We start from the raw sequence: 13,425 nt of genomic DNA on the forward strand, positions 1-13,425 counted from the left end.
CTAATGAATTTAATACGTTTCGCACTTCGCAAGCCCATCTCGATCCTCGTTCTCGTGGCAGGACTTTTCTTCTTCGGAATTGGAGCCGTGAGAACCATCAAGGTGGATATCTTACCTAAAATGAATCTTCCGGTGTTGTATCTGGCCCATCCTTTTGGAGGTTATACCCCCAACCAAATGGAATCGTATTTTGCCAAGAATTATGTCAACATCATGCTTTTTGCAAATGGTGTAAAATCGATTGAAACCAAGAACATACAAGGGTTAACCTTAATGAAAGTAACCTATTATGAAGACACCAATATGGCTCAGGCTGCTGCCGAATTGAGTGCTCTTTCCAACAGGATTCAGGCTATTTTTCCTCCTGGTTCCCAACCACCATTCGTCATTCGTTTTGATGCTTCGTCGCTTCCAGTAGGTCAGTTGGTTTTGAGTAGTAAGACCAAGACAAACAATGAGTTGCAGGATTTGGCTAATGTGTATGTCCGAGCTTCGTTTACTTCAATTCCGGGTTTGTTGGCACCACCACCATTTGGCGGAAGCCCAAGAACTATTGAAATTAATGTTGACCCAGATGCACTTCGTTCGCATAATCTAACACCCGATCAAATTGTTGAAGCGTTACGACTTAATAATCAAACGGCTCCTTCTGGAAATGTAAGGATTGGCGATAAAAATTATCTGACCCCAACCAACAATACCATAAAAGACATTCAGGATTTTGCTAAAATTCCACTCTTCAAGGGTGGGGTTCAAAATTTATATTTAGGAGATGTGGCTACCGTAAAAGACGGGGCCGATATCACAGCGGGTTATGCTTTGGTGAATGGAAAACGTTCGGTTTATGTGAGTATTGCAAAAGCCGGAGATGCTTCAACTTGGGAAGTGGTGCAGAATTTAAAAAAGCAATTGCCTAAAATCCAAAGCACGTTACCCGAAGATGTACAGCTTTCGTATGAATTCGACCAATCGGTTTATGTAATCAATTCCGTAAAAAGTTTGATTACCGAAGGTGTCATTGGAGCGGTTTTAACGGGATTGATGGTGTTGTTATTTTTAGGAGATAGGAAAGCGGCTCTTATTGTAATACTAACGATTCCAATATCCATTATTTCTGGAGTTTTATTCCTGAAATTATTCGGGCAAACCATCAACTTGATGTCGTTAAGCGGACTTGCTTTGGCTATCGGAATCTTGGTAGATGAAAGTACCGTTACCATTGAAAATATCCATCAGCATTTGGATATGGGAAAACCAAAAGCACTCGCCATTTGGGATGCCTGTAAGGAAATAGCCTTGCCAAAATTATTGATTTTACTTTGTATTCTCGCCGTTTTTGCACCAGCTTTTACGATGACAGGAATTCCTGGAGCTTTGTTTTTGCCTCTTGCATTGGCAATTGGTTTCTCGATGATTATTTCGTTTTTGCTTTCGCAGACTTTTGTTCCGATTATGGCAAACTGGCTGATGAAAGACCACGCAAAAATCCACCATGAACCTTCCATTTCAGATGATGAAGCAGAATTCAATGCTTCGGGATTAACGCCAGAATCAGAACAAGATACCTATAACCAAAGAAAAGTTTTAGACAGAGAAGATTTGAACAACGATGGAAAAATCGGCAAGTTCGAGAAATTCCGCATCCGTTTTATGAAACTCATCGACAGGCTTTTCATCTTCAGAAAACCAGTTACCTTGATTTATTTGTTCGGAATAACAGCATTGGCGGTTCTTTTATTGAATATAATTGGTCAGGATGTTTTCCCAAAGGTAAATTCCAGCCAGTTTCAAATGCGACTCCGAGCTCCCGATGGAACCCGAATCGAAAGAACCGAAGAGAAGGCTTTGTTGACGTTGAAAGAATTGGAAAAGATGGTTGGAAAAGAGCATATCGATATTTCGTCGGTTTATGTCGGCCAGCATCCAAGTTTGTTTTCGGTTTCACCAATTTATCTTTTCACAGCTGGTCCTCACGAAGCGGTTTTCCAAATCGGGTTGAAGGACTACCACGAAGATATGGAAGTGTTTAAAGATGATTTCCGAAAAAGATTAGCAAAGGTCCTGCCCGATGTAAAAGTTTCCTTCGAACCAATTGAGTTGACGGATAAAGTTTTAAGCCAAGGTTCGCCAACGCCAATCGAGATCCGAATTGCAGGAAAAAATAAAAAACTGAACGAAGAATACGCCAATAAAATCATCGCCAAGCTGAACAAAATTGATTATTTCCGCGATGTTCAAATCGGGCAACCGATAAAATACCCTTCATTGGAAATTAATATCGACAGGACTCGTGCTGCACAATTGGGGGTTGATATGAACGATATTTCACGTTCGCTGATTGCCTCAACTTCTTCTTCAAGATATACCGAGAAAAATACTTGGATCGATGAAAAGGCGGGACTTTCCTATAATGTTCAGGTGCAAGTGCCGTTGGACAAGATGAATTCCCATAACGACCTAGGAGAAATTCCTTTGCTAAAGAATACTTCTCGTCCAGTTTTGACTGATGTGGCTACGATTACGCCATCTTATACCTATGGCGAAAACGACAATCTTGGTGCAATGCCTTATATTTCGGTTACGGCAAACATCGACCATACGGATTTGGGTACAGCTGCAAAAGCGGTCAAAAATTCAATTGCAAATTTAGGAGAATTGCCAAGAGGATTATTCGTAGAACCTATCGGATTATCGAAGGTTTTGGATGAAACTATGGGAAGCCTTCAAACAGGATTGCTAGTTGCAGTTGTGGTTATTTTCCTGATGCTTTCGGCAAATTTCCAATCGTTCAAGATATCCTTGGTTATTTTGACGACCGTTCCGGCAGTAGTTTTAGGGGCTTTATTACTGCTTTTACTAACAGGTTCAACCTTGAATTTGCAATCCTATATGGGAATCATTATGTCCGTCGGAGTATCGATTGCCAATGCAGTTTTATTGGTCACGAATGCCGAACAATTACGAAAAGTCAACGGAAACGCAATGCAATCAGCTCGTGAAGCCGCATCGTTACGATTGCGTCCAATCATTATGACCAGTATCGCCATGATTGCCGGAATGTTGCCAATGGCTATCGGTCACGGCGAAGGTGGCGATCAAGTTTCGCCTTTAGGAAGAGCTGTAATTGGAGGATTGTTGTTCTCAACCTTTACAGTATTAATAATCCTGCCAATGATTTTCGCTTGGGCATTAGGAAAAACCTCCACACAGTCGGTTTCATTGGATCCGGAAGACGAAGAAAGCAAACATTACATCTCATCATTATCTCATAAAAATGAAAAATAATAGTATAAAAGTAGCCGTTCTAGCTATGTTATTTTTGGCTAGTTGTGCCGAAAAGAAAGAAGAAACAGCTCCAGTTGAGGAAGCTCCAGTAATCGAAACATTCATTGCCCAAAAAGAAAAATTGTCAACTGAGTTGAGAATGCCTGCCGAATTGGTTGGGTTTCAGCAAGTAGATATTTATGCAAAAGTCAGCAGTTTTGTAAAGGAATTGAAAGTCGATATCGGTTCGGAAGTCAAAAAAGGACAGTTGATGATGATTTTGGAAGCTCCAGAAACCAGTTCGCAATTGGCTGCAGCCGAATCAAGATTGCATTCGCAGGAAGCGGTTTACATGACAAGTAACAACACCTATAAAAGATTCTTGGAAACCAGCAAGGTCGAAGGAACCATTTCTAAAAACGATTTGGAACTTGCCGAAGGAAGAAAAAACTCTGATTATGCACAGCTTCAGGCGGCAAAAGCATCCTATCGTGAAGTGCAGAATATCATCAATTATCTTCAAATCCGTGCTCCATTTGATGGTGTCATTGCCGCTCGAAATGTAAATCTTGGAGCCTATGTTGGTCCTGCCGGAAAAGGTTCGGATCAGCCATTAGTGACGATTCAACAGCAAGATAAACTCCGACTTTCAGTATTTGTTCCCGAAGCTTACACAGGTTATTTGAGCAACGGAGACGAATTGAGCTTCACTGTAAAATCAATGATGGGACAAAATTTCAAGGCAAAGATTGCTAGAAAATCGGGAGCTTTGGACAGCAAACTACGTTCCGAAAGAATAGAAATGGATGTCATCAATACCACTAAAAAATTATTACCGGGAATGGTCGCCGAAGCCATTTTGCCTTTGAATGCAAAAGACAGCACTTTCGTTGTGCCTAAAACAGCGGTAGTTTCCTCAAGCGAAGGTATTTTTATATTAAAAGTGAAAGATCATAAAACACTCCGAACCGAAGTCCAAAAAGGCAGGGAATTCGAGGATAGGGTAGAAGTCTTCGGAGACATCCAACCGAATGAAACGTTCGTCAAGGTAGCTTCCGAAGAAATAAAAGACGGGACGGAAGTGAAGTAAGTAAAAAGGCTTTTTGTAATTTAATTTACAAAAAGCCTTTTTAATTTTATATTTTGGAAGGAGCTACCCCGAATTGCTTTTTGAAGGCAAACGAAAAGTGCGATAAGTCCTCAAAGCCAACTTCAAGATAAACATCAGAAGGGGCTTTTGCTTTTTCCTTAATTAGATAATAAGCTTCCTGCAATCTTCTTTTCTGTAACCAATGACTTGGCGAATCCTGAAATACTTTTTGAAAATCTCTCTTGAAAGTTGCAAGGCTTCTTCCAGTCAGATAGGCAAAGCGTTTGAGTTGAACATTAAAATGGAAATTTTTATTCATAAACGCCTCCAAATCTATTTTCCCAGGTTCATTGAAATCAAACAAGACTTGTATCAACTCTGGATTGATTTTTAAAAGCAGATGAAGGGCTTCCTTGATTTTTATCCTAAATAATTTCTCGTCTTCTTCCTGATTCATTGCAAAATAAGCTATCAAAGATTCCATAAAAGAAAGATAAGCGGGGTTTTGGGGCAGCGGTAAAATCGCGAGATCGGGATTGCTTTTCTCAATCTTATAATTATATTCTAGACTTATTTCCTTCAGAATATCCTGTGTCAGATATAAAGTAATGGATTTATATTCTCCATTTTCAGGTGGAATTTTTTCAAACTTTAAAAGCTGATTCCTCTTGGTAAATCTCAAATCGCCTTCAACCGATTTATAATTCTTTTTTCCATCATACATGCTCATCGTTCCAGCTAATTGATAGCTTAAAACATGTTCAGGAACAAATTGTTCACCGGTCCTGCTTTTTGAATAATAGCAGGAATAAAGAATCTTTGGTTTGGTAATTTCTTCTGTAATTGGCATAGCGTAAAGTTATGAAAAGAAACAGAAAGTTATTTAGTAAGGATACTTTCTGTTTCTCTTTTTATCAATATTATTGCAATAATGTTCTCGGTTCAAGATAGGCTTCCAATCCAAGAACTCCAAATTCCCGCCCCATTCCGGATTGCTTGAATCCACCGAAAGGTGCCAACGGATCATGTTTCAAAACATTAATTAAAACCCTTCCGGCATTAATTTTTGAAGCTACATCATGAGCTCTTTTTGTATCAGTAGAACTCACGTATGCTTGTAATCCATAAGTCGTATCATTGGCAATTTCGATAGCTTCTTCTTCAGTTTTATAGGTCAACACTGATAAAACAGGTCCAAAAATCTCTTCTCTTGCAATTCGCATCTGGTTGTTTACATTTACAAAAACGGTTGGTTTTACAAAATTTCCTTTTTCCAAACCTTCTGGTTTTCCTAATCCGCCAACCAATACTTCAGCACCTTCTTCAATTCCAATTTTAATATAATCCTGAACACGTTGATACTGTTTCTGGCTTACCATTGGTCCAACATTGGTATCACTCTCTTTTGGATCTCCCACTTTTGTATGTTCCAACGTAGATTTGATCAAACCTTTCACTTCCTCCAAGCGATATTCCGGAACCAGTAATCTTGTTCCAGCCACACAAGCCTGTCCACTGTTCATGTAAGCCGCCATGATTGCCATAGGAATTGCTGTTGCAAAATCAGCATCATCTAAAATAATATTCGGAGATTTTCCACCCAATTCCAGGGTAACGCGTTTCAAAGTATCAGTAGCTTCTCGGGCAATCAGCTTTCCTACAACGGTTGAACCAGTAAAAGAAATTTTTGCAATATCTGGATGACGCGTAATTTCTGCACCTACAGTAGTTCCCAATCCATTTACAATATTGAAAACACCTTTTGGAAGTCCCGCTTCATGCAAACACTCCGCCATAATTTGTGTTTGCATTGCACTCATTTCGCTGGGTTTGATAACGGCAGTACAACCAGCGGCAATTGCAGAAGCTAGTTTACTTGAAATAAATCCGTTGCTGGAATTCCAAGGAATAATAATACCAACAACACCAATGGGTGCCATCTGAACTTCGGATGCTCCAATGGTTTTAGTAAATTGATAGGATTCTAAAACAGTAATGGCCGATTCAAAATTTTGAAGTAAAAAACTATAGCCGTTAGTAGCAAACTGCAAAGTTCCTCCATATTCTTCCACCATCACATTAATCAAATCTTCTTTCCTGTCTCGAACTGCATTTTGCATCGATTTCAGATAGCCGATACGTTCTGTAATTGTCGTTTTTGAAAATGAAACGAATGCTTTTTTAGCGGCAGCGATAGCATTTTGAGTGTCTTCTTCATTCCCTAGCCTTACTTCTCCTAGCTTTTCATTTGTTGTAGGACTAATCAAATTGAAAAGGTCCGTTCCCTTTGGTGTAACAAATGCTCCATTGATGTAAATCTTGTCTATTGTCTTCATAATTTTTTACGTTTATAATTATGGGACAAAGTTCAGCAGAAACAAGATTTTATACTTTGTTGTATGGCTCATACTTGCTTTGTTGAAAAGTTCAAAAAAATTAGGCATCCGCCAAAAGCATACAGGCTTCCTCCTAAAAAATCTGTCACCTCCCAACTTCCAGTCATCATCTCGCAACTTCCAACACAATTCCCTATATTTGCACTCCGAAAAAGCACAAATAAAAGTGAGTCAGATCAACAAACTAAAAATTCTCAACGACCCTATCTATGGGTTCATTACCATTCCAGACACCTTAATTTACGACCTTGTTCAGCATCCTTATTTTCAACGATTAAGACGTATTTCGCAAATGGGATTGTCCTATTTGGTATATCCTGGAGCTCACCACACTCGTTTTCACCATGCTTTAGGTTGTATGCACATCATGCAAAAAGCTGTTGAGGTAATCCGTTTCAAGGGAACTGAAATATCAAAAGAGGAAGAAAGAGCTTTGTATGTTGCGATACTTTTGCACGACATTGGCCACGGACCATTTTCTCATGCTATGGAACACAGCATTGTAGAGGATGTCAACCACGAGTCGATTTCATTATTGTTTATGGACAAGCTAAATGCTGAATTTAATGGTGAATTGAGTCTGGCGATACAAATATTCAAAGGTGATTATCATAGAAAATTCATGTTGCAACTCATATCAAGTCAGTTGGATATGGACAGGATGGATTACTTGAAACGTGATAGTTTTTATACTGGTGTAGCCGAAGGAAACATCAATTCTGATCGATTGATTCAAATGATGACCGTTGTTGAGGATACGCTTGTAATCGAAGAAAAAGGAATCTATTCGGTCGAAAAATTCCTGATGGCAAGACGCTTGATGTATTGGCAGGCCTACTTACACAAAACCAGTCTTGTAGCAGAGTTAATTTTGACGAAAGTCCTAAAAAGAGCAAAAGAATTAACGCAGAAAGGTGTGATTTTAAATTGTAGTCAGCCGTTATTGTTTTTTATGCAAAATAAAATCACATTGGAAGCTTTTGATGATGCAACACTGGATTTATTTGCACAATTGGATGATTTTGACATCATCAGTGCTTTGAAAAACTGGCAATTTCATGATGATTATGTTCTGAGTTCCCTTAGCAGGATGATTATTAACCGCGATCTGTTGAAGATTAAAATCAGCGAAGAAAAGTTCTCTCAAGAGGATGCTGATATCTATATCAACAAGTTTGCGAAGCTGAGTAACATTTCCTTGCATGATGCGGGATACTTTGTATATAAAGGAAAAATTAAAAATCAGGCCTATAATAAGGAGGCCGAACCCATCAGTATATTCCGAAAAGACAAATCGATCGAGGATGTCATCAATGCCTCAGATCAGTTGAATTTAAAAGCCTTGACGAAACCGGTAACCAAGTTTTATATTTGTTTTCCAAAAGTACTTGCCGAAAATTAACATTTAAAAATCTATTTTTTATATTTTTGTCGGGATGAAATTTACAGCAGAACAAATAGCAGGTATTTTAGAAGGCGAAGTAGTAGGAAATCCTAATGCTGAAGTTTCCAGATTATCAAAAATAGAAGAAGGAACCGATGGCTCGCTTACATTTTTAAGCAATCCTAAGTACCAGAATTTCATATATTCTACACAAGCATCTATCACCATAGTCAACCACTCTTTTGTAGCAGAAGGCCCAATCGCTACAACATTGATCAAAGTAGAAGACGCTTATGGTGCTTTCTCTAAGATATTGACTTTTTATGATGAAGTAAAGCACAACAAAAAAGGAATCGAGCAGCCTTCTTCCATTTCGGAGAATGTTAAATATGGTTCCGATTTTTATTTGGGAAGCTTTAGCTACATTGGAAACAACGTAAGAATTGGAAATAATGTAAAGATTTATCCGAACTCTTTTATTGGTGATAATGTTGTGATAGGCGATAATGTGATTATTTTTGCAGGAGCCAGAATTTATTCAGAAACCGTAATCGGAAATTTTTGTACCATTCATTCAGGATCAATTATTGGTGCTGATGGTTTTGGTTTTGCACCAAATGCCGACGGAAGCTATACAAAGATTCCACAAATTGGTAATGTAATTTTGGAAGATAATGTAGATATTGGAGCTGCCACAACAATCGATAGGGCAACAATGGGTTCTACGATCATAAGAAAAGGAGTAAAACTCGACAATCAGATCCAAATTGCTCATAATGTTGAAATTGGAGAAAATACCGTCATTGCTGCTCAAACAGGAGTTGCAGGTTCAACCAAAATCGGAAGTAATTGTATAATAGGAGGTCAGGTAGGAATCGCAGGACATATCACTATCGGAAATAATGTGAGAATCCAAGCCCAAACAGGTGTCGGAAAAAATATTAAAGATGGAGAAATAATCCAGGGAAGCCCTGCTTTTGGATATAATGATTTTAGCAAATCGTATGTTCATTTCAGAAACCTGCCGAAAATTGTGACCGAACTAGAAGATTTAAAAAAGAAGATTAATAAATAAGTAAAATAAAATCCAAGAAACAATGGTTAAACAAACGACCATCAAGAACGAAATTTCTCTAACAGGAGTAGGACTTCACACAGGAAAGGAAGTCAAAATGACCTTTAAACCTGCACCAGTCAACAACGGATTCACTTTCGTAAGAGTTGATTTGGAAGGACAGCCTATCATTGAAGCTGATGCTAATTATGTTGTGAATACACAAAGAGGCACCAATCTAGAGAAATTAGGTGTAAAAATCCAAACTTCAGAGCATGTTTTAGCTGCTTTTGTTGGTTGTGATCTAGATAATGTTATTGTAGAATTGAATGCTTCCGAACCGCCAATTATGGACGGTTCATCTAAATATTTTGTAGAGGCCATAGAAAAGGCTGGAATAGTTGAGCAAGAAGCCGAACGAAAATATTATGTCGTAAAGGAAGTAATTTCTTTTACTGATGAAGCTACAGGAAGTGAAATCTTAGTAATGCCAAGCGATGATTATCAAGTGACGGCTATGGTCGATTTTGGTACAAAAGTATTGGGCACTCAAAACGCTACAATGAAAAGCATTGCCGATTTCAAAAAAGAAATTGCAAATGCAAGAACTTTCAGTTTTCTTCATGAATTAGAATCATTGTTAGAAAATGGTCTGATCAGAGGAGGAGATTTAAACAATGCTATCGTTTATGTAGACAAGGAAATCTCTGAATCTACTATGGAAAATCTGAAAGTTGCCTTTGGAAAAGAGAAAATTTCGGTTAAACCGAATGGAATTCTTGACAACCTGACGTTGCATTATCCTAATGAAGCTGCCCGTCATAAATTGCTTGATGTTGTGGGTGATTTGGCTTTGATTGGAACTAGAATCAAAGGAAAAGTTATTGCAAACAAGCCAGGCCATTTTGTAAATACACAATTTGCAAAGAAGATGGCTAAAATCATCAAGATAGAACAAAGAAATCACGTTCCCGTATATGATTTGAATCAGGAACCATTAATGGACGTCAATAAAATCATGACAATGTTGCCACACAGGCCTCCATTTTTATTGATTGATAAAATCTTTGAACTTTCAGATACACACGTTGTAGGTTTGAAAAACGTTACGATGAACGAACCCTTCTTCGTCGGACATTTTCCAGATGCACCTGTAATGCCAGGAGTTCTAATTGTTGAAGCAATGGCACAATGTGGTGGAATCTTGGTTTTAAGTACAGTTCCAGACCCTGATAATTACCTGACTTTCTTTATGAAAATTGACAATGTGAAATTCAAACATAAAGTATTGCCAGGTGATACCTTAATATTCAAATGTGATTTGATTACTCCAATAAGAAGAGGAATCTGTCACATGCAGGCAAATGCTTACGCAAACGGAAAACTCGTTGCCGAAGCAGAATTAATGGCACAGATTGCCAAAAAACAATAAAAAGAAAGTAGATGAATCAACCACTTGCTTACGTTCATCCGGGAGCTAAAATAGCTAAAAACGTTGTAATTGAGCCTTTTACAACAATCCATAACAACGTAGTTATTGGAGACGGAACTTGGATAGGTTCAAATGTTACCATCATGGAAGGTGCAAGAATCGGGAAGAATTGCAATATTTTTCCGGGTGCTGTAATTTCGGCGATACCACAAGATTTAAAATTTGGAGGAGAAGATTCTCTTGTAATTATAGGAGATAATACGACGATCAGGGAATGTGTAACCATCAACAGAGGAACTGTAGCTTCAGGCCAAACGGTGATTGGAAATAATTGTCTTATCATGGCTACGGCTCACATTGCTCACGATTGTCACGTTGGTAATAATGCAATTATTGTAAACGGAGTCCTTTTAGGAGGTCATGTTACAATTGGGAATTTTGCCATCATTGGAGGTTTATCAGCTGTACACCAATTTATTAGTGTTGGTGATCACGCTATGATTTCGGGTGGATCTTTGTTGAGAAAAGATGTTCCTCCTTATACAAAAGCTGCAAAAGAACCTTTGTCTTATGTAGGAATCAACTCTGTAGGATTGAGAAGAAGAGGTTTTACGACTGAAAAAATCAGAGAAATTCAAGAAATCTACAGGATTTTATACCAGAAAAATTACAACACCACCCAAGCTTTGGGAATCATCGAAGCAGAGATGGAAGCAACTCCAGAAAGAGATGAAATTATCCAGTTTATCAGAAACTCTTCAAGAGGTGTGATGAAAGGATACACGGGAAGCTTCTAAAAGAAAACAAAAAAACAAATTAACAAACAACGAATAAAAATATAAAATGGCATCTACATCAGATATTAGAAACGGATTATGCATCAAATTCAATCACGATATTTATAAAATCATTGAATTCTTACACGTAAAACCAGGAAAAGGACCAGCTTTTGTTAGAACAAAATTGAAAAGTTTAACAAACGGAAAAGTGTTGGACAACACGTTTTCTGCAGGACATAAAATTGATGAAGTTCGTGTAGAAACACATGAATTCCAATTCTTATATGCAGAAGGAGATTTGTATAACTTTATGCACACTGAAACCTATGAGCAAATTCAATTGAACAAAGCAATCCTTGATGCTCCAGATTTGTTGAAAGAAGGAACAACTGTAAAAGTAATCATCAATGCAGAAACAGAAGCTCCTTTATCTGTAGATATGCCTGCTTCTGTTATTTTGGAAGTTACCTATTCTGAACCAGGAGTGAAAGGAAATACTTCTACAAATGCTACTAAACCAGCAACTGTTGAAACTGGAGCAAATGTAAACGTTCCGTTGTTCATTAACGAAGGTGATAAAATTAAAATCGATACAGCTACAGGTTCTTATATGGAGCGAGTGAAGGAATAGTTTGCAGTGTTCAGTTTTCAGTTTACAGTACTGAACACTGAACACTGAACACTGAATACTAACTATATGAAGTTTCCAAAAATCCATTCTTTAAAAGAAATTGCCACGATAATCAATTGTGAGTATGTAGGTAATGAAGATTTTCCAGTTCACGGTATGAATGAAATTCATGTGGTGGAGAATGGGGATATTGTTTTTGTAGACCATCCAAAATATTACGACAAGGCGTTGCAATCTGCAGCAACAATCGTTTTGATCAATAAAAATGTTGAATGTCCGGAAGGAAAAGCACTTTTAATTTCGGATGACCCTTTTAGGGATTTCAATAAATTGACCCATCATTTCCGACCTTTTCAATTTTCGAATGTTGCCATTTCGGCTTCCGCCAAAATAGGAGAGGGCACCATCATTCAGCCGAATTCATTCATTGGAAATAATGTTACCATAGGCAAGAATTGCTTGATTCATTCCAATGTTTCTATTTATGATAATACCATAATTGGAGATAATGTGATGATTCATGCCGGAACCATACTTGGAGCTGATGCTTTTTATTATAAAAAGCGTGAAGAAGGTTTCGATCAATTGATTTCTGGCGGTAGAGTAGTAATTGAAGATAATGTTGGAATTGGGGCACTTTGCACGATTGACAAGGGGGTTACTGGCGATACCACAATTGGAGAAGGAACAAAAATCGATAACCAAGTGCATGTTGGACATGACACTATTATCGGAAAAAAATGCTTGATTGCTTCACAGACCGGAATTGCAGGTTGTGTGATTATTGAGGACGAAGTTACGCTTTGGGGACAAGTTGGAACCACAAGTGGCATAAGAATAGGTTCGAAAGCGGTGATAATGGGGCAAACAGGAGTAACAAAATCTGTAGAGGGTGGAAAAACCTACTTCGGAACGCCAATAGAAGAGTCCCGTGAAAAGCTAAAGCAATTGGCCAATATCAAAAAAATACCCGAAATACTCGAAAAATTAAAATAATGATGTCTGCTAAAAAAATAGTTCAGGATTTTTATAAATCAGATGCCTTAATAGACGCTTCAGTAATGAGCGAGTTCTTGCATCCTGAGATAATTTTAGAATGGAACAGTTCAAAAGGTTTTTTGAAACTGGGTTATGATGAAATTCTAGCCATCACTGCTGAAATGAGCAAGGCTTATGTTCGTTCAAAAGCACGGATCAACTTGATGGTTGTGGAAGGCAATATTGTTTCGCTTCGCTATTCTCATTATGTAAAAACCATTGAAAACCCAAGAGAAGAAATGCTTTTGGCACACTTCTTTGTAATCTGGGAAATCAAGGACGGTAAACTTTTCCGAGGTTACCAAATGAGTCAACTTTCATAATTTATTCTCAAAAAAACTTTCCAATTAGGTCTCA

Annotated in this window: 11 protein-coding genes; 9 read left to right on the plus strand and 2 right to left on the minus strand. The window is 38.0% G+C overall.

Translation table 11 applies throughout. From position 1 onward, the window contains the following. Positions 1 to 3: 3 nt before the first annotated feature. Both G508_RS0110840 and G508_RS0110845 read left to right on the plus strand, forming a co-directional pair. Positions 4 to 3,285, plus strand: coding sequence for an efflux RND transporter permease subunit (locus tag G508_RS0110840; protein ID WP_026705334.1), 3,282 nt, complete (start codon positions 4 to 6; stop codon positions 3,283 to 3,285). Then, the gene (locus tag G508_RS0110845; protein WP_026705335.1) at positions 3,275 to 4,354 is read left to right on the plus strand and encodes an efflux RND transporter periplasmic adaptor subunit; all 1,080 of its coding nucleotides are present in this window, start codon (positions 3,275 to 3,277) and stop codon (positions 4,352 to 4,354) included. Before G508_RS0110840 ends, G508_RS0110845 begins: the two co-directional genes overlap by 11 nt. Before the next feature lie 46 nt (positions 4,355 to 4,400). Here the strand turns inward: G508_RS0110845 and G508_RS0110850 are convergent, their stop codons facing one another. Both G508_RS0110850 and G508_RS0110855 read right to left on the minus strand, forming a co-directional pair. Beyond that, positions 4,401 to 5,204 carry an AraC family transcriptional regulator gene (locus G508_RS0110850; protein ID WP_026705336.1) on the minus strand — a complete coding sequence of 268 codons (804 nt, stop codon included), beginning with the start codon at positions 5,202 to 5,204 and terminating at the stop codon, positions 4,401 to 4,403. Positions 5,205 to 5,274: 70 nt separating this feature from the next. Beyond that, positions 5,275 to 6,690 (minus strand): aldehyde dehydrogenase family protein, encoded by a 1,416-nt coding sequence (locus G508_RS0110855; RefSeq protein WP_026705337.1) that lies wholly within the window; start codon positions 6,688 to 6,690, stop codon positions 5,275 to 5,277. 226 nt (positions 6,691 to 6,916) lie between these two features. Here G508_RS0110855 and G508_RS0110865 point away from each other — a divergent pair, with 226 nt between their 5' ends. The 7 genes from G508_RS0110865 (at position 6,917) to G508_RS0110895 (ending at position 13,391) form a co-directional block, all read left to right on the plus strand. Continuing rightward, positions 6,917 to 8,152 carry an HD domain-containing protein gene (locus tag G508_RS0110865; RefSeq protein ID WP_026705338.1) on the plus strand — a complete coding sequence of 412 codons (1,236 nt, stop codon included), beginning with the start codon at positions 6,917 to 6,919 and terminating at the stop codon, positions 8,150 to 8,152. A gap of 34 nt (positions 8,153 to 8,186) precedes the next feature. Then, positions 8,187 to 9,209, plus strand: coding sequence for a UDP-3-O-(3-hydroxymyristoyl)glucosamine N-acyltransferase (gene lpxD, locus G508_RS0110870; RefSeq protein ID WP_026705339.1), 1,023 nt, complete (start codon positions 8,187 to 8,189; stop codon positions 9,207 to 9,209). A 22-nt stretch (positions 9,210 to 9,231) separates the two neighbouring features. After that, entirely contained in the window at positions 9,232 to 10,620 is a 1,389-nt protein-coding gene (locus tag G508_RS0110875; protein ID WP_026705340.1) for a bifunctional UDP-3-O-[3-hydroxymyristoyl] N-acetylglucosamine deacetylase/3-hydroxyacyl-ACP dehydratase, read from the plus strand. Between the two features lie 11 nt (positions 10,621 to 10,631). Then, positions 10,632 to 11,417: an acyl-ACP--UDP-N-acetylglucosamine O-acyltransferase gene (gene lpxA / locus G508_RS0110880; protein ID WP_026705341.1), complete on the plus strand. Its 786-nt coding sequence runs from the start codon at positions 10,632 to 10,634 to the stop codon at positions 11,415 to 11,417. Between the two features lie 46 nt (positions 11,418 to 11,463). Further along, positions 11,464 to 12,030, plus strand: a complete 567-nt coding sequence (gene efp / locus G508_RS0110885; protein WP_026705342.1) for an elongation factor P — start codon at positions 11,464 to 11,466, stop codon at positions 12,028 to 12,030. 66 nt (positions 12,031 to 12,096) lie between these two features. Beyond that, entirely contained in the window at positions 12,097 to 13,026 is a 930-nt protein-coding gene (locus tag G508_RS0110890) for a UDP-3-O-(3-hydroxymyristoyl)glucosamine N-acyltransferase (RefSeq protein ID WP_026705343.1), read from the plus strand. Then, positions 13,026 to 13,391 carry a nuclear transport factor 2-like protein gene (locus G508_RS0110895; RefSeq protein WP_245569861.1) on the plus strand — a complete coding sequence of 122 codons (366 nt, stop codon included), beginning with the start codon at positions 13,026 to 13,028 and terminating at the stop codon, positions 13,389 to 13,391. The genes G508_RS0110890 and G508_RS0110895 overlap by 1 nt, the downstream gene beginning before the upstream one ends. Positions 13,392 to 13,425: the final 34 nt, after the last annotated feature.

The sequence above is a fragment of the Flavobacterium soli DSM 19725 genome (assembly GCF_000422705.1).
Classification (GTDB): Bacteria; Bacteroidota; Bacteroidia; order Flavobacteriales; family Flavobacteriaceae; genus Flavobacterium; species Flavobacterium soli.

What these genes read in the sequence shown, in the direction of transcription:
- G508_RS0110840 (WP_026705334.1), top strand. Translation starts at nt 4, where the DNA reads ATGAATTTAATACGTTTCGCACTTCGCAAGCCCATCTCGATCCTCGTT.
- G508_RS0110845 (WP_026705335.1), top strand. Translation starts at nt 3,275, where the DNA reads ATGAAAAATAATAGTATAAAAGTAGCCGTTCTAGCTATGTTATTTTTG.
- G508_RS0110850 (WP_026705336.1), bottom strand. Translation starts at nt 5,204, where the DNA reads ATGCCAATTACAGAAGAAATTACCAAACCAAAGATTCTTTATTCCTGC.
- G508_RS0110855 (WP_026705337.1), bottom strand. Translation starts at nt 6,690, where the DNA reads ATGAAGACAATAGACAAGATTTACATCAATGGAGCATTTGTTACACCA.
- lpxD (WP_026705339.1), top strand. Translation starts at nt 8,187, where the DNA reads ATGAAATTTACAGCAGAACAAATAGCAGGTATTTTAGAAGGCGAAGTA.
- G508_RS0110875 (WP_026705340.1), top strand. Translation starts at nt 9,232, where the DNA reads ATGGTTAAACAAACGACCATCAAGAACGAAATTTCTCTAACAGGAGTA.
- lpxA (WP_026705341.1), top strand. Translation starts at nt 10,632, where the DNA reads ATGAATCAACCACTTGCTTACGTTCATCCGGGAGCTAAAATAGCTAAA.
- efp (WP_026705342.1), top strand. Translation starts at nt 11,464, where the DNA reads ATGGCATCTACATCAGATATTAGAAACGGATTATGCATCAAATTCAAT.
- G508_RS0110890 (WP_026705343.1), top strand. Translation starts at nt 12,097, where the DNA reads ATGAAGTTTCCAAAAATCCATTCTTTAAAAGAAATTGCCACGATAATC.
- G508_RS0110895 (WP_245569861.1), top strand. Translation starts at nt 13,026, where the DNA reads ATGATGTCTGCTAAAAAAATAGTTCAGGATTTTTATAAATCAGATGCC.